Annotated in this window: 10 protein-coding genes; 5 read left to right on the top strand and 5 right to left on the bottom strand. The window is 38.4% G+C overall.

The genetic code is table 11. The features are described 5' to 3' along the window. Positions 1-47: 47 nt before the first annotated feature. Together metC and HMPREF3129_RS14770 are read left to right on the top strand one after the other, a co-directional pair. Positions 48-1,241, top strand: a complete 1,194-nt coding sequence (metC, locus tag HMPREF3129_RS14775) for a cystathionine beta-lyase (RefSeq protein WP_036919741.1) — start codon at positions 48-50, stop codon at positions 1,239-1,241. Between the two features lie 124 nt (positions 1,242-1,365). After that, positions 1,366-2,037, top strand: coding sequence for a DedA family protein (locus HMPREF3129_RS14770; protein WP_004248983.1), 672 nt, complete (start codon positions 1,366-1,368; stop codon positions 2,035-2,037). A gap of 177 nt (positions 2,038-2,214) precedes the next feature. Here the strand turns inward: HMPREF3129_RS14770 and HMPREF3129_RS14765 are convergent, their stop codons facing one another. Beyond that, positions 2,215-2,997: a class I SAM-dependent methyltransferase gene (locus HMPREF3129_RS14765; protein WP_004245193.1), complete on the bottom strand. Its 783-nt coding sequence runs from the start codon at positions 2,995-2,997 to the stop codon at positions 2,215-2,217. A 187-nt stretch (positions 2,998-3,184) separates the two neighbouring features. Between HMPREF3129_RS14765 and HMPREF3129_RS14760 the strand changes: the two genes are divergently transcribed. The 3 genes from HMPREF3129_RS14760 to HMPREF3129_RS14750 all read left to right on the top strand — a co-directional run bounded on the left by HMPREF3129_RS14760 (position 3,185) and on the right by HMPREF3129_RS14750 (position 12,575). Next, a complete protein-coding gene (locus tag HMPREF3129_RS14760; protein WP_004248982.1) occupies positions 3,185-4,342 on the top strand; it encodes an iron-containing alcohol dehydrogenase in 1,158 nt (385 codons plus the stop codon). 27 nt (positions 4,343-4,369) lie between these two features. After that, positions 4,370-5,200, top strand: coding sequence for a 2,5-didehydrogluconate reductase DkgA (gene dkgA, locus HMPREF3129_RS14755; protein ID WP_004245195.1), 831 nt, complete (start codon positions 4,370-4,372; stop codon positions 5,198-5,200). Positions 5,201-5,498: 298 nt separating this feature from the next. Continuing rightward, the gene (locus HMPREF3129_RS14750) at positions 5,499-12,575 is read left to right on the top strand and encodes an Ig-like domain-containing protein (protein WP_036919739.1); all 7,077 of its coding nucleotides are present in this window, start codon (positions 5,499-5,501) and stop codon (positions 12,573-12,575) included. A gap of 71 nt (positions 12,576-12,646) precedes the next feature. Here the strand turns inward: HMPREF3129_RS14750 and HMPREF3129_RS18410 are convergent, their stop codons facing one another. From HMPREF3129_RS18410 to dapB, 4 genes are all read right to left on the bottom strand, one after another. After that, positions 12,647-12,790, bottom strand: a complete 144-nt coding sequence (locus tag HMPREF3129_RS18410) for a Hok/Gef family protein (protein ID WP_012367444.1) — start codon at positions 12,788-12,790, stop codon at positions 12,647-12,649. A gap of 481 nt (positions 12,791-13,271) precedes the next feature. Next, the gene (gene carB / locus HMPREF3129_RS14745) at positions 13,272-16,499 is read right to left on the bottom strand and encodes a carbamoyl-phosphate synthase large subunit (protein WP_036919736.1); all 3,228 of its coding nucleotides are present in this window, start codon (positions 16,497-16,499) and stop codon (positions 13,272-13,274) included. Positions 16,500-16,515: 16 nt separating this feature from the next. Next, positions 16,516-17,679, bottom strand: coding sequence for a glutamine-hydrolyzing carbamoyl-phosphate synthase small subunit (carA, locus tag HMPREF3129_RS14740; RefSeq protein ID WP_017628247.1), 1,164 nt, complete (start codon positions 17,677-17,679; stop codon positions 16,516-16,518). Positions 17,680-18,113: 434 nt separating this feature from the next. Beyond that, positions 18,114-18,935: a 4-hydroxy-tetrahydrodipicolinate reductase gene (gene dapB, locus HMPREF3129_RS14735; RefSeq protein WP_036919733.1), complete on the bottom strand. Its 822-nt coding sequence runs from the start codon at positions 18,933-18,935 to the stop codon at positions 18,114-18,116. Between the last annotated feature and the right edge of the window lie 43 nt (positions 18,936-18,978).

Below are 18,978 nucleotides of genomic sequence, written 5' to 3'. Positions count from 1 at the left end.
ATTAACTTGGGGTAAACACATCATTACATAACAAGTAGGTATAAAGGATGACGCAAAAAAAACCAGAAACCTCACTGCTATTAAGTGGTCGATCAAAAAAATATTCACAAGGCGCAGTAAACCCTATTATACAGCGAACTTCATCGGTTATTTTTGATACGGTTGCCCAAAAACGTGAAGCCACCCAAAAACGAGCTGAAGGCGCTCTATTTTATGGGCGAAGAGGTACTACCACGCATTTTGCACTACAAGAGGCACTAACCGAACTAGAACAAGGGACCGGTTGCGCATTATTTCCATCAGGTGCAGCGGCTATTACTCAATCTATTCTTGCGTTTATTGAACAAGGTTGTCATATCCTTGTGACTGGTTCCGCTTACGATCCCACGCAAAATTTTTGTGATCAGATATTAAGTAAATTTTCTGTCACCACAACCTATTTTGATCCCTTAATCGGCACTGAAATTAGTCAATTATTACGCCCTGAAACAAAAATTGTTTTTCTAGAATCACCCGGCTCTATTACGATGGAAGTGCAAGATTTACAAGGTATTATCACTGTGGTAAGACACTATAACCCAAATATTATTATAATGATTGATAATACGTGGGCAGCAGGTTTATTACTTAAACCTCTTACTTTAGGTGCTGATATTTCTATCCAATCAGCGACCAAATATATTATTGGTCACTCAGATGGTATGTTAGGTTTTGCTGTTGCTAATCAACGTTGTTGGCCACAATTACGTGAAAACACGTATTTATTAGGCCAGTGCGCAGATCCGGATACAGCTTATATGGCAGCTCGTGGTTTAAGAACCTTAGCAGTTAGAATGAAACAACATGAGCAAAGTGGATTAGAAATTGCGCGTTGGTTAAAACAGCACCCGCTAGTGGATAATGTCTACCATCCAGCACTCTCTTCTTGTCCGGGGCACACCTATTTTCAACGTGATTTTACTGGAAGTAATGGGTTGTTCTCTTTTAGTCTAAAAAAGATCCTCACCACTGAGGAATTATCACGTTTTCTTGATAACTTATCCCTGTTTAAAATGGCCTTTTCATGGGGTGGATTTGAATCTCTTATTTTAGGCTATCATCCCAATGATATTAAAGCGATGCGACAATATGACACTCAGCCCACTCTCGCAGGAACCTTATTTAGAGTACATATCGGCTTAGAAAATATTGATGATTTAATTGAAGATCTAGAGCAAGCATTTTTACGTATTTCTAACTAATTCATCTCTTTTTTTATTAAAAAAAAGCTATCCCTGTGGTTTCACAGGGATTAAATCAAACGATCATCTTCTTTTTACGTTAGAATAGCTCTCATATAGTTTTTTTGTGATGCGAGTTCGCCGAATGGGTACATTAAAAGAGATAATTCACGCGCTACTGCAACATGATTATATGGTGCTAGCTGATCCAAATATTTTGTGGATTATTTATATTGTTCTTTTTGTTATTATTATGCTGGAAAATGGGGTTCTACCTGCCGCATTTCTACCCGGCGATACATTATTAATTCTCTGTGGTGCATTAATTGCCAAAGATGTTTTACATTTCTTGCCAACCATTATTGTGTTAGGTACTGCCGCGAGTATTGGTAGCTGGCTTGGATTTCTGCAAGGCCGCTGGCTAAGTGATACTAAAGTGGTCAAACGTTGGATGGCTCAATTACCCGAACAATATCACCATAAAGCCAATGATCTTTTCCATCGTCGAGGCCTGTACGCACTATTAATTGGCCGTTTTATCGGTTTTGTACGTACATTACTACCAACTTTGGCCGGTTTATCTGAATTACAACAACGTCGCTTCCAACTATTTAACTGGATTAGTGGCTTCTTATGGGTCGGTCTTATTGTCTCATTAGGTTATATACTGAACCTGATCCCTTTTATTCAAAAACATGAAACATTGGTGATGAATATTCTTATGACATTACCAGTATTACTATTAACTGCCGGTTTAATTGGCTCTATTGTGATGTATATTCGTCATCGTAAAAGTAGCAATAACAGCGCCAAATAAGCCATTTCGAGTAACACCAAAAACGCCATTATTTAAAGTGAAAATAATGGCGTTTTTTATGTATTATTCGATGCTGTGACACACGTTCAGTTGTTCATTTTCTTATCTCCTATCCTATTAAGATATTTATAAAACAGATTTATTATTGTAATGGTAATATTTCAACTAATTGATTTATTATATTTTAATGGCTTTCGAAGCAAGAAATGTTGGAATATAACTATCAATTAAAAAACGAGCCTGAGGAGCAAAATCTTCAACAAAATCTTGTAATAAAAAACCTGCTCTTAATTGCCCACCAATCAAATCTGTCAACGAATGACCAAATACAAGTCCGTCTCCCTTTGCAATTTTTTCTTGCAAAATATCTGAAGGTAATGAATTTTGATCACTATAAGGCAAACGATAAGTCGGTCTCATTAATCCTTGTGCACGCAATGCCTGATTTCTGTCATCAACAAAAACTACAGGGTTATAAAAACTCGCCATAAGAACCCCGTTTTTTCTCAATACACGATAACATTCTTGCCAAACAGGATTAACATCAGGTACATAAAGATTTGAAATTGGATGAAAAACAATATCAAAACTTTCATCAGAAAATACCGATAAATCAGCCATATCCCCTTGTTGAGTAGTTAAAGCTAACTGATGTTTTTGTGCTAATTGGCTATCTTTACTCAGTTGCCCTTCAGATAAATCAAAAACGGTCACAATGCCACCAGCAGCAGCTAAAATAGGTGCTTGTTGCCCACCAGCTGAAGCTAAGCAGAGTATGTTTTTACCTTTAATATCTGCTAACCACTCCTTTTTAACGGGATTCGGCGTTAAATGTACTTTCCAGTTTCCTTTTTTTGCCTCGATAATTTCTTTATCGTCCACGGGTTTAGACCATTGATTTTGCATTGCGGCTTGTTTATCCCAATGAGCTTGGTTTAATGTTAAATAATGACTTTTCATACTACTCCTTATAAATTAACTACAATTAATAACTATAGTTATGAAAAAAAGGGTTTAACACTCGCATTCATAACCCCGCTGTTATAGTCATGTCATATTATCCCGTCTATATACAGTGAAATAATTTTTCCTAATGATTTGTCATGCTACAGCATATCAAGAACATAAAATTAAGGTGGAAACAACCATGCAAAATTTCACTTATTACTCCCCCACTCGAATTCATTTTGGTCAAGGACAAATTGCAAAATTACGTTCTGAAATTGGGAAAAATGAAAGAATTTTATTAACTTATGGCGGCGGAAGTATTAAGCGCAATGGGATACTTGATCAAGTGCATGCGGCCTTACCAGGGTATCAAATTCATGAGTTTGGCGGTATTGAACCCAATCCTTCGTATGAAACGCTAATGAAAGCTGTTGCTTACGCTCGTTATCACGGTATTACTCATTTACTGGCTGTAGGAGGAGGCTCCGTTGTTGATGGAACCAAATTTATTGCGGCTGCAATACCTTATCAAGGAGAGCCTTGGGAGATTGTCACTAGCCGAGGTCAGGCAATTGAAAAAGCACTGCCATTAAGCTGTGTACTAACCCTTCCAGCAACTGGCTCTGAAACCAATTGTTTTTCCGTGATCAGTAAAAAACAAACGATGGATAAACAAAGTTTTGCTAGCCCACATGTTTATCCTCATTGCGCTATTTTAGATCCAACTGCAACGTTTTCTTTACCACCAAGACAAACCGCTAATGGCGTTGTTGACGCATTTATTCATATTTTAGAGCAATATCTCACTTATCCGGTAAATGCGCTTGTACAAGATGAGTATGCAGAAGGCCTATTAAGGATCTTAATCGAAGAAGGACCGAAAGCCCTCACCTCACCACAAGACTACGATATCCGTGCTAATATAATGTGGACAGCATCCCAAGCACTTAATGGTATTCTTGGTGTCGGTGTACCGCAAGATTGGGCAACCCATGCATTAGGCCATGAAATTACTGCATTACACGGGCTTGATCACGCACAAACCCTCGCGATTGTCTTACCCGCGCTATTAAACGAAAAACGTCAGGAGAAATACGCTAAGTTGATCCAATATGCACAAAAAGTGTGGGGAATCCATCAAGGCTCTGATGCATTTAAAATCGATAGCGCCATCAATGAGACTCGTAAATTCTTTGAACGCATGGGACTAAAAACACGGCTGTCTGACTTTAATATCAGTGAAGCGGATATTCCAGCCTTAGTGCAAAAACTGCAACAACATGGACAAACCGCACTCGGTGAACATCAGGATATCACCTTGGAAGTCAGCCAGCGTATCTATATGGCAGCACTCTAAGTACTTAAAGGCAACTGGAGGTATATAATGAGTAATCCTAAATTGATCCAACTATCTGATGGCAACACTATCCCACAACTTGGACTTGGGGTTTGGCAAGCAGATAATGATCAAGTTATTAAAGCGGTACATCATGCTTTCGACACAGGTTATCGTCTGATTGATACCGCCGCTATTTATCATAACGAAGAAGGTGTTGGTAAGGCATTAAAGCAAAGCACTATTCCTCGAGACGAATTATTTATTACCACCAAATTATGGAACAACGATCAATCCCATGCTCGTGGTGCATTACTTGAAAGCCTTGAGCGATTACAACTTGATTATGTTGATCTCTATTTAATGCATTGGCCAGTGCCATCTCGCGAGCTATACCTTGACGCTTGGAAGCAGATGATTGTGTTACAAAAAGAGGGACTGGTTAAAAGTATTGGGGTATGTAATTTTAAAGAAGAGCACCTTGAGCGAATTATTACAGAAACGGGCGTTTCCCCTGTCATTAATCAGATTGAAATTCACCCATTGATGCAACAAGCTTCATTAAGAGCTTGGAATACCACCCATAATATTGTGACAGAATCATGGAGTCCTTTAGCACAAGGTGGTGAAGGCGTGTTTGATCAACCAATTATTCAGAAACTGGCAGAAAAATACCAAAAAACACCGGCACAAATTGTGTTACGTTGGCATTTAGATAGTGGCTTGGTTGTTATTCCTAAATCAGTTACCCCTTCTCGTATTGAAGAAAACTTCCATATCTTTGATTTCAAATTAGAAAAAGAAGAAGTTGCTGAAATAAAACAACTAGATAAAGGAAAGCGGTTGGGGCCTGATCCTGATACTTTTGTTGATATCTAGTATTTCACGCTCTATAAGTAAGCCAATAGTACTCTTGCTATTGGCTTTTTATTAACTATACCAATGATATATATTTTATATCATTACACTTTAAAATAAGACAAAGTAAATTTATTGTTTTTTAATATATGATTAGCGCATGTCTAACTAAGTCAAATTAAATCTTTATTTACATTTAAAATTTTCATCTGCTATTTTTTATATATTGTTAAGTTAGTTACTTAAAGTTCAGTTTCTGATATCTAAAAAAACTATAAATACGAAAATCTCATCATTATTTGTTACGATGAGTTTAAAAATGACGACGTTAAATAATGTACCTTCCCCACGCCCCAGTTCTATTACGAGAAAAGTCGCTTGGCTTAATATTTTTATACAATTAGCATTTCCTATTGTGACAACCATGCCTACGCAGACTTTTGCCAATGAGAATAATTTTAAAAAACATAATATTAGCGATATAAATCAACAAAATACTTATCAAGTCAAAGTGGGTGATACCCCAGAATCTATCGCAAAAAAATTTAATATAAAATTATTTAAATTGATTGAAGCTAATCCACAACATGTATCGTTAACGGGTGAGCTAAAAATAAATGATGGAACTATTCTTAATATTCCTAATGAATATTTATTAAAAAAAAAGTGGCTCAATAATCAAGATGAGGCAATCCCCTCAACAGAGGGCGAAGAGCTCGCTAAAATTATTGTTGATAATTCATTTTTACTCAATAAAGATATCGATGTAACACAATATGCAATTAGCCAAATCTCCAGTAAATCCAATCAGAAAATAGAACAATGGCTTAATCAATTTGGGCATGCGCGAGTTTCACTTTCAGCAGATAAAAATCTCACCTTAAAAAATAGCTCAGCGGAATTGTTAATTCCATTATATGAACAAAAAGAAAAGCTGATCTTTGCTCAAACTAACTATCATCGCAAAGATCTTCGTAGCCAATTTAATTATGGTATTGGTTATCGCTATTTTACTGAAAAATTTATGGTCGGCATTAATGGCTTTTATGATCATGATTTAACGCATCATCATAATCGTTTGGGAATTGGCGCCGAAATTTGGCGAGACTATTTCAAATTAAGTTCTAACCATTATCACCGTCTATCAAGTTGGCGAGCCTCTAATAATATCTTAGATTATAGTGAACGCCCTGCGAATGGTTGGGACATTCGAACAGAAGGCTATTTTCCAGCTTATCCACAATTAGGCACTAAATTAATCTTTGAACAATACTACGGTAAAGAAGTTGGTCTATTTGGCAAAGATAAACGGGACAAAAATCCACATACCTACACATTAGGGATTAATTATACTCCGATACCATTAGTCACATTAAATGCCGAGCGTCGTATTGGCTTACATGATCGTGCTGATAATAACTTGAATATCAGCTTGTCCTACCGCATAGGAGAATCACTCGCTTCACAACTTAATCCTGATAATGTCAAAGCAATACGTACATTAGCAGGAAGTCGTTATGACTTTGTTAATCGTAATAACGATATGATTTTAGAATATAAAAAGGAAACTTTAGTTTTCCTTTCTATGGTTGATTCAATAAATGGTTATGCTAAAGAGGAGCGCGATTTACAAGTTCAAGTAAAAACAAAATATCCGTTAGCCAATATTGAATGGTCCGCAAGTAAGTTAAATGCCCAAGGCGGGCAAATAAAACATCATGGTGGAACTCACTACACCGTGATTTTGCCTCAATATCAAATTGGTGCAATTGAGAAAAATAGCTATATCATTAGTGCTGTTGCCATTGATACCCATGGCAATCGTTCAGCGCCTGTTCAAACAACGGTTATTGTAGATAAATCGTTAATCAATACGCGTAATAGCCTATTTTCACCTAAACAGAGCCAACTATTCGCTAACGGTGAAGCAACCCAAAAGTTAATATTATCCATCGTTGATAATGATAATTTACCCGTTGATATTGATAGTAAAGAAATTACTTTACAGCAACAGTCTGATACAGAAAAAGGCAATAGCCGTATTTCTACTTTCTCTCGTTTAGCTGCTGGGAAATATCAATTAACGGTTACAGCAGGAAGCATACCGGAAAAATTAACCCTAACCCCCGTATTCCGTGATAATACCTTCAACTCAGCAACCGTGACACTTATTGCCGATAATCAAACTGCCCATATTGCAAAAGGCAACCTAACGGTTACAAAAGATAACGCGCCAGCCGACGGTAAAAGTCAAAATAAAATCAAAGTACGAGTCACTGATAGCAACCACAATCCATTGGCTCATTATCCAGTCAACTTTACTGCCAGTAATGGTGCTAATGTCATTAGCTCAAGAAAAACGGATGAACAAGGTGAGATTATTGCTTCAGTGACTAATACTCAAGTAGGGAGTTCGCAGATTGGTGTACAAGTAAAAGGGATAACCTATTCGACTGAAGTCCATTTTAGTGTGGATAATGATAGCGCCTATATTCCACAACAAAACTTCACGATCACACCACCACTTTCTCTAGCCGATGGTAAAACAGAAAAAAACATTTCCTTACAAGTCGTTGATAAGCAAAATAATCCTATACCCGCTACTCATGTGACATTATCGGCAGATAACCAAGCACAATTAAAACAAACCATATTAACCACAGACGAGCAAGGTAAGGCGACCACCACCATGATAAGTAAAGTCGCCGGTACGGTCACCGTGAGGGCCAAAATAAACGACAAGATGACTCACGCGACAACCCAATTTATCGCCAACCAAGCTAAGGGGGTTATTGTCTCCATAACCCCATCCTCTACAACTCATGTCGCAGATGGTCAAACCCCGGTCATCCTTACTGCATTAGTACAAGATCAGTTTGGTAAGCCGCTCCCTCATGCACAAATTAGCTGGGAAACTGAGCACGATAAAAGTATTGTTAACATTGAACATACCACAATGACTAATGAGCAAGGGATCACCACCAACAAGTTAACCAGTACACAAGCACTCAGTGTGCGGGTAACTGCGCGTATAAATAACAATGCCTTTACTGCTGAGCCAATTACTTTTATTGCTAATGGGCAACAAGCTCTGATTAGTGAATTATTGGTTAATAAAAATCAGATTGTTGCAGATAAGCAAGATCCCGCAGAACTTACTGCAATAGTAACAGATAAACTGGGTAATCAACTTCCTGATGCTATTGTTAATTGGCAAGGGAGTGCTGGTACTCAATTTGCTCAGCAACAAACTAAGACCGATGCTCAAGGTATCGCCAAAAATACGCTAACAACATCACAATCAGGTATCACAACCATCACCGCGCGATTAAATAATGGTCAACATGCACAAACTAACTTAGTTGCCGTTGCAGATCTCAAAAGTGCCACTCTCACATTAACGACATTAAATAATAAGCAATCTGCCATAGCAGATAACCAAGATAGCATTACCGTAGTAGCAAACTTAACTGATGTTTATCATAACCCATTGAAAAATACCCCTGTCTATTGGCAATCAAGTATCAATCATATTGATGAAACTACTACTCAAACAGATGAAAAAGGCAGAACGCAAGTTGTCATTTCAGGAACCAAAGCACAGCCAACAACAATTACCGCCTATTTATCAAATAAAGAGAAAAAAAGCATTCAAGTAACCTTTGTTGCGGGGGCGCCAGTGCAACAAAATAGTTATTTGACGATTGAACCACAATCTATCATTGCCGATGGCAATGCCTTTGCTGTGGGTAAAATAGACCTGCGTGATAAATTTGATAATCCGGTAATAGGTCGTAGTAACGATATTGCGTTAATTGGGGATAACAGCACCATCCAATTCAGTAAAATCACAGAAACGGCTAACGGCAATTATCAAGCACATATTAGAGGTACAAAAGCGGGACTCAGTCAAATTACCGCCACTATTGATAGTATTACGGTAACGCAATCTTTAGGATTTTTAACAGATAATAAAACAGTCAAGATCCACTCCGTTAAGGTTATGGCACCTTATACCGTAACAGCGAATGGTAAAGACAAAGTCATTATTCAAGCACAAATCACCGATAAACATAACAATCCAGTATCAAAAGGCGTTACTGTCGGTTGGATAAGTGATCTCGGTAAGCTTGCAGCACCATTAAGCATGACCAATAAGCAAGGAATAGCTGAAATTACCCTCTCAAGTACTCAGGCAGGAAAAGCGAAAGTAACGGCAGTGCTCAATAACCAACAATCTGTCAATGCTGATCACATTGTCACCTTTACGGAAGGTGATATTTCGGCCTCTCTTTCTACTGTTGCCATATTCCCTGACACTATTGTCGCAGGGGCAAATAAAGCGACCGTAACAATAACCTTAAAGGATAAAGAAGGTAATTTATTGCCCAACTTAGCCAATAAAATCACCTTAACGCCACAGGCTAATTTACAAACAACGATTACGCCCTTTAAAGAGAAACAAAAAGGCATTTATCAAGCCCAAGTGAGCGCATTAAAAACCGGAAAAACCTCGTTATCGGCTCACGTTGCTCCATTAGCAATAAAACAATCCGTTTCTTTAACGGTGCTCCCTAATAACACAACAGCAAAGGTGAAAAACTTTACTATTAGCAATATGCAACCACATGCTGGGGAGTCCATTACTTATAAAGCCTATTTGGTTGATAACCACGATAATCCTGTCGGTATAGGTGTACCTGTCGCTTGGTCAACGAATGAAGGTAGTCAACTCGAAACACCATTAACTTTTACAGATGATAATGGTGTAGCAATAGTTGGATTATCTCGACGCTCTGTCGGTGTTGCCAAAGTCAGCGCAATATTAGAAACAGGTACTTATATAGCAGATGATGTTCACTTTTTAACGGGTCACATTGATGAAACGATGTCAGAACTGTCGTTGAACCCGAGTCAAATCATTGCTAATGGCAAAGATAAGGCATTATTGACATTTGTTATTAAAGATAAAAATGGAAATATCATCCCCAACCAACAAGTAAGCGGATTTTCTAAAAATCCAACCATCAAATTTAGTCAAGCACAACAAATATCACCGGGACGCTATGAGATTGAAATAACAGGAACTCAATCGGGCACAGCACAGATTGGTGTTATGGTAAATGGCACCCATTTCAAAAAACAAAAAATATTACAACTTAATGCCGATGTGACGACATGGAAAATACGCGCTGTTGAGGTTGATAGAACAACCATAACCGCAGGAGATAAAGGTGTTAACTACCAAGCAACTGTCGTTGATGCCAATAATAATGTATTACCTAATGTTATTGTGTCATGGAAATTACTCGGATCAGCAGATGATTATCATTACAGCACTTATACTAATGATAAGGGGATAGCAACGAATCGAGTGACTAGTCATGTCGCGGGACGCTTGAAGATGAGCGCTTATCTTGATTCTAATAATTATAAATCAACACAAGATATTACTGTAATACCGGCTGAAATAGATATTCATAAATCAACCTTTAATAGTCATCGTCGTTCTATAAATGCTGATAATAAAGATAGTACGTTATTAAGCGTAAAATTAATGGATAAATACGGTAATACCATTGATGGTAAGAATGTTGAGATTAAAACTATCAGTGGTAAGCCTAATTTTAGTGACAATCCATTAAAGTCAGTGGGCAATGGTGAATATCAAACAAATGTTACAGCAAATACGATGTCCGATATTATCTTAACCGCTCAAGCTGAAACAATAACTATCGCAGAGCCATTGACGATTAAAGTGGCTATCCCTAAATCTGAAATTACCTTTGAGAAACCTATCCAACAGGAAATCTACAAATCAACTGTGATTGATGCGTTAAGTTATAAAGGTGTACCACAAAATATGCAGGTAATATGGTCAAGCTCTGATCCTACTGTTGCTTCCATTGATACAACAAGTGGGCAAATCTCCATGAAAAAGGCTGGTACTACAATTATTACCTTACAAACCTTAGGTAATGAGCAATATCCATCAGCTAAAAATAGCTATCCTTTAGTGATAGAAAAAGCGCCACCCAAACTGAAAGTGATTTCTCCTCACACCATACAATCGATCTGGAATGATGGCATTACCCATCAAATAGCAGCGGAATTTGATAATCCAGAGGCTAAAAATATCCCCATTCATTTCTCTAGTAGCGATACCTTGGTAGCCACCATTGATAGTAAAGGTAACTTAACCGCCATTAAACCAGGAAAAACAAAAATAGTAATACAAAGTGATGCTACAGATAAATTCCTAGCGGATAGCCAAACTGTAGACTATCAGCAAGAAAAAGCCGCACTAAGTTATTATTTTAAAAAGAATTATATTGTATTAACACCTGATTCTGCTGCAGATAAATTATTGATGGCTCAAAGCCCTACGCCAGATGTCCCCGTTGAAGCGAATGCAACTTGGTATAGTAGTCAACCTAACATAGTTGAAATCACCCCAGATGGGATTATCAAAAACCTTAATATTGGGCAAACAACATTAACACTTGAGGTGAAAAATAATAATTATTTTCAAGATCATGAGCAAAGCTATAACGTCATTATACAAGCATCGCCTCGCATCAAAATTAACTCATTTGAGTTTCTATCTGCGGGAGAGAGCAAATCAAATACACATTTGGATGATTTAACTTGGCAACCTTTATACACTTCAGACGATCAGTTTATTGTTAAATGGTCTTCATCAGACACACCTAAAGCGATTAACTTCGAGTTATTTGATGAAAACGGCACTTCTATCGCCTTAGAAGAAAGACAAAACTATGCACCTAAATATAATATACATGACCCAGTAAAAATTCAGGTACCGAAACAATATCTAACCAGTCCAAAACAATTAACACTAGAAGTCACAACCTTTGATAGTAATAATCAGCCTTATGTCGATCCTAAAAAGTATAAAATTAATATTGACTATTTTCCTGCCAATAACGCATATAAAATAATCTCTCTTGATTATAATTCTAAATTTATCTATACAGATACAGGTACCCTTGCTTCATCTTGTCAAAATGGTTGGTCAACCACTACAACACATCTTATTTTAACGCCAAGATTAGTATTTAAAGGTGAGCCGAAAAAGTTACTTTATCCCATTTATATTACTACGGAATTATATGATGTAACATTAAATCCATCGGATAAACTCATCGGACATATTAATGAGAAATTAACTTATCCAGATAAGATTATATTTAGCGAGCATTCTAAAAAAATAGCTGAAATATCGCCGACATCAGCACACTACGCATTAGACGAAGAATGTAGAATTAATGATTCTGGTCATGGTACGTTAAAAGCAAATATAACCATAGGTAACAGATCCAGTTATCTTAAAAAAGAATTTCATTGGGATGGCCAAATAGGGGGATATTTTTAAAGACCGAGTGCTTGTACCACATATCTCACAACTTGAACAAAAATTGGGGGGAGGAAACCTCCCCCATCAAGCTATTGATGACACATCAAAATAGCTTGAACGACCATGTTTCCGTTACTAATGTTAAGCGAACATAATCGTTCACCGACAATTAAAGCAAACATAAGTACCGTCACACAGACAACCGTAATGCCAAATAAGGTTATTTTCGTCAATTTGATTGACTCCTTTTAATAAAGGAGGCAGAATCAAGTTGTTGAGCTTTGAGACTGCCTCGGATTTTATGAAAATAAAATTCGGGGCTTTTGTCTTTTTGGCTCTAGCGCAATGCTTGAACCAAAACGATCCAAGCACCCACCGCTATAGTAGCAGAATTTTCCCTCACCTCTATACCTTACTGGTAGTATTTTTTAAAATTAATCAAATTAAAACAACACGTTACATGAATAACTAATAAATATTCTTGTTGACACTGACATCTAAAAAAGACAAAATCAATCCGCTAAAACAAAGAAATTTACTTATTTTATTTTCTTGCCTCCATTCTTGAAAAAAGATCTGCACCCACCTCTTTGTTTTGCACTCGCCCTACATGTCGTTATGTGGGGCTTTCTTTTTTCTATTACATCGAAAAAAGAAAAATCCCGAATAGGTAATTAATACCTATTCGGGATTGGTATAACAACCACTAAAAAGTTAAGATTTTTTTATCTTTGCATGCATCTCTTGGACTGAAATAACATCAATAGTAGGATCAGCACTCAATGACAGTGTTGTCGCAAATCCCCCATTTAATGTAGTGTCATAGTGAACTTTATATTGTAATGCACTACGGCGGATCAGTTTTGAATCCTCAATAGCTTGGCGACCGGCAGTCGTATTGACAATATAGTCATACTCACCATTTTTAATTCTATCTTGAATATGAGGTCGCCCTTCATGCACTTTATTCACTAGGCGAGGATTGATACCGGCTTCCCCCAAGACAATGGCAGTACCATGTGTTGCATCTAACTCAAAACCATTTTTCAATAGCTTAGTTGCTAAATCAACGACACGTTTTTTATCACCTTCACGAACCGAAAGTAGCGCTCTTCCTTTTTTCTTCATGGTGGAATTGCTACCTAACATCGCTTTAGCAAAAGCTTGTGCAAAAGTAGCACCAACCCCCATCACTTCACCGGTAGATCGCATTTCAGGCCCTAAAATAGGGTCGACACCTGAGAATTTATTAAAGGGAAGTACCACCTCTTTAACCGAGTAGTAAGGAGGGATCACTTCTTTGGTAACGCCTTGCTGTTCAAGACTTTGTCCTATCATCACTCGAGCAGCAACTTTTGCTAATGGCACACCGGTTGCTTTAGAGACAAAAGGCACTGTACGTGCGGCGCGAGGATTCACTTCGATAAGATAAACATCATTACCTTTCACCGCAAACTGTACGTTCATCAACCCTTTAACGCCTAATTCAAAAGCGAGTTCACGTACTTGCTTGCGCATTATATCTTGAATATCTTGGCTTAAAGTATAAGCAGGTAGAGAGCAAGCTGAGTCTCCAGAGTGAACACCCGCTTGTTCGATATGCTCCATAATACCGCCTATCACCACTTGTTGACCGTCACAAATCGCATCAACATCTACTTCAATGGCATCATCTAGGAATCGGTCTAACAGTACGGGTGCATCATTAGAAACACTGACCGCCGTTTGGAAATAACGACGTAAATCAATTTCATCGTAAACAATTTCCATTGCTCGTCCACCAAGGACATAAGATGGACGTACCACCAGCGGGTAACCAATAGATTTTGCCTTCTCTACCGCTTCTTCTAATGTCGTCACTGTGGCATTTTCTGGTTGTTTTAACCCTAACTTATCCACGGCTTTTTGGAAACGTTCTCTGTCTTCTGCCTTATCGATTGCATCAGGACTGGTGCCGATAACAGGCACTCCTTCAGCTTCTAAAGCTCTTGCTAATTTTAATGGCGTTTGACCACCATATTGCACAATCACGCCTTGTGGTTTTTCGATCCGTACTATTTCTAATACATCTTCAAGGGTGACTGGCTCAAAATAAAGTCTATCGGAAGTATCATAATCCGTTGAAACCGTTTCTGGATTACAATTGACCATAATGGTTTCATACCCATCTTCCCGTAATGCTAGAGCGGCATGAACACAACAATAATCAAACTCTATCCCCTGACCGATACGATTTGGACCACCACCTAAGACCATCACTTTAGGTTTGTCTTGATTTGGATCCGACTCACACTCTTCTTCATAAGTGGAGTACATATAAGCGGTATCCGTAGCAAATTCTGCCGCACAAGTATCAACCCGTTTATAAACTGGGTGTAATTGATATTGTTCTCTTAATTGGCGAATGGTTTGCTCTTTCACATTCAAGATATTAGCTAGGCGCGCATCAGCAAAACCTTTACGTTTTAATTGACGCAAGAAATCAGCATTTAGACCAGCTAAACCAAGTTGTGCCACTTGCTCTTCTAGGCGAACAATCTCTTCTATTTGCACTAAGAACCAACGATCGATATTGGTGAGATTAAACACCCCATCAACCGACATTCCAGCGCGGAAAGCATCCGCGATATACCAAATGCGATCCGATCCAGCTTCTTTTAATTCACGACGAATTTTGGTGAGCGCTTCGGGATCGTCGAGGTTTACTTTAGGATCAAACCCAGTTGCACCAACCTCTAGTCCGCGTAATGCTTTTTGCATTGACTCTTGTTGAGTGCGCCCAATAGCCATCACCTCACCAACAGATTTCATTTGCGTGGTTAAACGGTCATTGGTACCAGCAAATTTTTCAAAGTTAAAGCGAGGGATTTTAGTCACTACATAATCAATAGAAGGTTCAAAAGAAGCAGGAGTTCTTCCTCCAGTGATATCATTCATCAACTCATCGAGGGTATAACCTACTGCAAGTTTTGCCGCGACTTTTGCAATTGGGAAACCTGTTGCTTTTGACGCTAATGCTGATGAGCGAGAAACACGGGGGTTCATTTCAATAACAATTAAACGCCCTGTTTTAGGATCAACGGCAAATTGCACATTGGAGCCACCGGTTTCAACCCCAATCTCGCGTAATACGGCCATCGAGGCATTACGCATAATTTGATATTCTTTGTCTGTTAGCGTTTGCGCTGGAGCAACCGTGATAGAGTCACCAGTATGAATACCCATCGCATCAAAGTTTTCAATGGAGCAAACGATAATACAGTTATCATTTTTATCGCGCACCACTTCCATTTCATACTCTTTCCAGCCAATTAATGATTCATCAATTAATAGTTCATTGGTCGGTGATAAATCTAAACCTCGAGTACAAATTTCTTCAAATTCTTCACGATTATAGGCGATCCCCCCCCCTGTTCCCCCCATAGTAAATGAAGGGCGAATAATACAAGGGAAACCCACTTGCTCAGCCACTGCAAATGCTTCGTCCATAGTATGAGCGATGCCTGAACGAGCCGTATCCAGACCAATTTTTTTCATCGCTTTATCAAAGCGTTGTCTATCTTCCGCTTTATCAATAGCATCAGCCGTTGCACCTATCATTGTTACGCCAAATTCAGCTAACACCCCTTGACGCTCTAATTCTAAGGCACAGTTTAATGCCGTTTGTCCGCCCATTGTCGGTAATATGGCATCAGGGCGCTCTTTCTCAATAATTTTTCTGACCACTTGCCAATGAATAGGCTCAATATAAGTGGCATCTGCCATTTCAGGATCTGTCATAATGGTAGCAGGATTTGAATTTACCAAAACAACACGATATCCCTCTTCGCGCAGTGCCTTACACGCTTGTGCGCCTGAATAGTCAAATTCACACGCTTGACCAATCACAATCGGGCCTGCACCTAAAATCAGGATTGTTTTAATATCTGTTCTTTTAGCCATTTTTTTCACTCCTGATTTATTTGTTTGTCACTGATTGCAGGTTTTGACGATATTGCTCAATAAGTTCAATAAAGTGATCAAAAAGCGGCGCCGCATCATGCGGCCCTGGACTCGCTTCTGGGTGACCTTGGAAACTAAATGCAGCTTTATCTGTGCGATGAATACCTTGTAGAGAACCATCAAATAGTGATTTATGTGTCACTCTTAAACAATCAGGTAACGATGCTTCATCAACAGCAAAGCCGTGGTTTTGGGCGGTGATCATCACACTGTTATTATCTAAATCTTTAACGGGATGGTTGCCACCATGATGACCAAATTTCATTTTTACGGTTTTTGCACCACTCGCCAAGGCTAATAATTGGTGCCCTAAGCAGATACCAAATACTGGAATATCGGTAGTTAAGAAAGTTTGGATGGCGTCAATTGCATAATCACAGGGCTCTGGATCCCCCGGACCATTAGAGAGAAAAATGCCATCAGGTGAGAGCGCTAACACTTCTTGGGCTGAGGTTTGTGCTGGAACCACTGTTACTCGACAGCCTCTATCCACCAGCATACGTAAAATATTACGTTTCACACCAAAATCATAGGCCACCACATGTAAAGGGAGATCTTGTGGTGATTGAGTGGCGGGCAACTCCCCTTTTAATGTCCAACTGCCTTGTGTCCATTGATAAGGTTGTTTCACTGTCACCGTTTTCGCCAAATCCATTCCTTTTAATCCTGGAAACGCTTTCGCTTTTTCAAGCGCTTGTTTAGCATCAAGATGAGTGCCTGCGATAATACAACCGTTTTGTGCGCCTTTTTCTCTCAATAATCGCGTCAATTTACGTGTATCAATATCAGCTATCGCCACAATCTGATGACGTTTAAGGTAATCGGCTAAGCTCTCTTCGGCACGATAATTACTCATCACTAGGGGTAAATCGCGAATAATTAACCCTTGAGCATGGATAGTTGCTGATTCTTCATCTGAGGAATTAACGCCAGTATTGCCAATATGAGGATAGGTGAGAGTAACAATTTGTTGGGAGTAAGAAGGGTCGGTTAATATTTCTTGGTAACCGGTCATGGAAGTATTAAAAACGACTTCACCGATAGCAGCGCCTTCTGCGCCTATCGACCTGCCGTGGAATTCGGTCCCATCTTCTAGAACCAGTATAGCTGATTTAATCAAAACGCCCTCCAGAGAATAATAAATCACATTTCATGCATATTAATTCAGATTTAAGACTCTAAATCAATGCCAAAAACATAAATTTGGGCAAATTTTTGGCAAATTGGGCGCATTCTAAAGATCCCATGAGCAGATGTCTAGAAAAAACACTCTTTTAATTAAAAAAATATCAATCATTAGCAATTTAATCAGCTAAGTGACAATTTCCATCACCCATCTTACAAATTTAACCGTTTGCTTACCAAGATATTTTAAAAAGATGATAAAAAAAAGAAAAAAAGAGACTTAAGCGAAATTTTAACTATAAAAACGGAAGAAAACAAAGGAAGTTATTAAAAAATAAAAACAACAAACAAAAAATAGACAAACAACAATAAAAACCCACAGATAATATAAATAATCATGGGTTTTCAATGAATTAAATATAAAAAAAATCATAATTCTTCTAAAGAAAGCACATCTTTCATATTATAAAGACCAGATTTTTTTTCACTTAGCCAAATAGCTGACTTAACCGCGCCATTTGCAAAGGTCATTCGACTCGATGCCTTATGGCTAATCTCTACTCGCTCACCAATATCTGCAAAAATAGCAGTGTGTTCACCCACAATATCCCCTGCACGAATAGTCGCAAAGCCAATACTGCTAGGATCACGTTCTCCTGTATGTCCAACTCGTTGATAAACCGCACAATCTTTCAGATCACGACCTAAAGTCTCTGCAATCGACTCGCCCATCGCTAAGGCCGTACCAGATGGTGCATCAACCTTATGACGATGGTGAGCTTCTACAATTTCAATATCACTATAAGATCCCATCACTTTAGCTGCCTTTTCTAATAATTTAAGCACTAAATTAACGCCAACACTAAAGTTAGCAGCAAAGACAATAGGAATAGTTTGTGCAGCACAATTAATGGCTTTTTTACCTTCTTCATCAAAACCGGTAGTTCCAATAATCATGCCTTTATGATGCTCAACACAAAATGCCAGATGGGACAACGTACCCTCTGGACGCGTAAAATCGATTAAAATATCAAATTGCCCGACTTGAGCTAATAAATTATCAGTAACAGTGATACCGATATGACCAATTCCCGCTAACTCTCCTGCATCAGCCCCTATCAATGAAGAATTAGTACGTTCAAAAGCAGCACCTAATACCACACCTTGTTGCTGATTAATCGCTTGGATCAGCTGGCGCCCCATACGCCCTCCAGCCCCCACTACCGCAAGACGAAGTTCTGTTGCAGACATAATCTATGTTCTCCTTAGTAACACTTATGATCTTTATTAATAC

Origin of the sequence: Proteus sp. HMSC14B05 (assembly GCF_001808035.1) — a bacterium.
GTDB lineage: Bacteria > Pseudomonadota > Gammaproteobacteria > Enterobacterales > Enterobacteriaceae > Proteus > Proteus mirabilis.
The sequence above is the reverse complement of the archived record's forward strand: the minus strand, read 5'-3'. Positions and strand labels throughout refer to the sequence as shown.

Coding starts and splice junctions, on each gene's coding strand:
- metC (WP_036919741.1), top strand. CDS start 48: ATGACGCAAAAAAAACCAGAAACCTCACTGCTATTAAGTGGTCGATCA.
- HMPREF3129_RS14770 (WP_004248983.1), top strand. CDS start 1,366: ATGGGTACATTAAAAGAGATAATTCACGCGCTACTGCAACATGATTAT.
- HMPREF3129_RS14765 (WP_004245193.1), bottom strand. CDS start 2,997: ATGAAAAGTCATTATTTAACATTAAACCAAGCTCATTGGGATAAACAA.
- HMPREF3129_RS14760 (WP_004248982.1), top strand. CDS start 3,185: ATGCAAAATTTCACTTATTACTCCCCCACTCGAATTCATTTTGGTCAA.
- dkgA (WP_004245195.1), top strand. CDS start 4,370: ATGAGTAATCCTAAATTGATCCAACTATCTGATGGCAACACTATCCCA.
- HMPREF3129_RS14750 (WP_036919739.1), top strand. CDS start 5,499: ATGACGACGTTAAATAATGTACCTTCCCCACGCCCCAGTTCTATTACG.
- carB (WP_036919736.1), bottom strand. CDS start 16,499: ATGGCTAAAAGAACAGATATTAAAACAATCCTGATTTTAGGTGCAGGC.
- dapB (WP_036919733.1), bottom strand. CDS start 18,935: ATGTCTGCAACAGAACTTCGTCTTGCGGTAGTGGGGGCTGGAGGGCGT.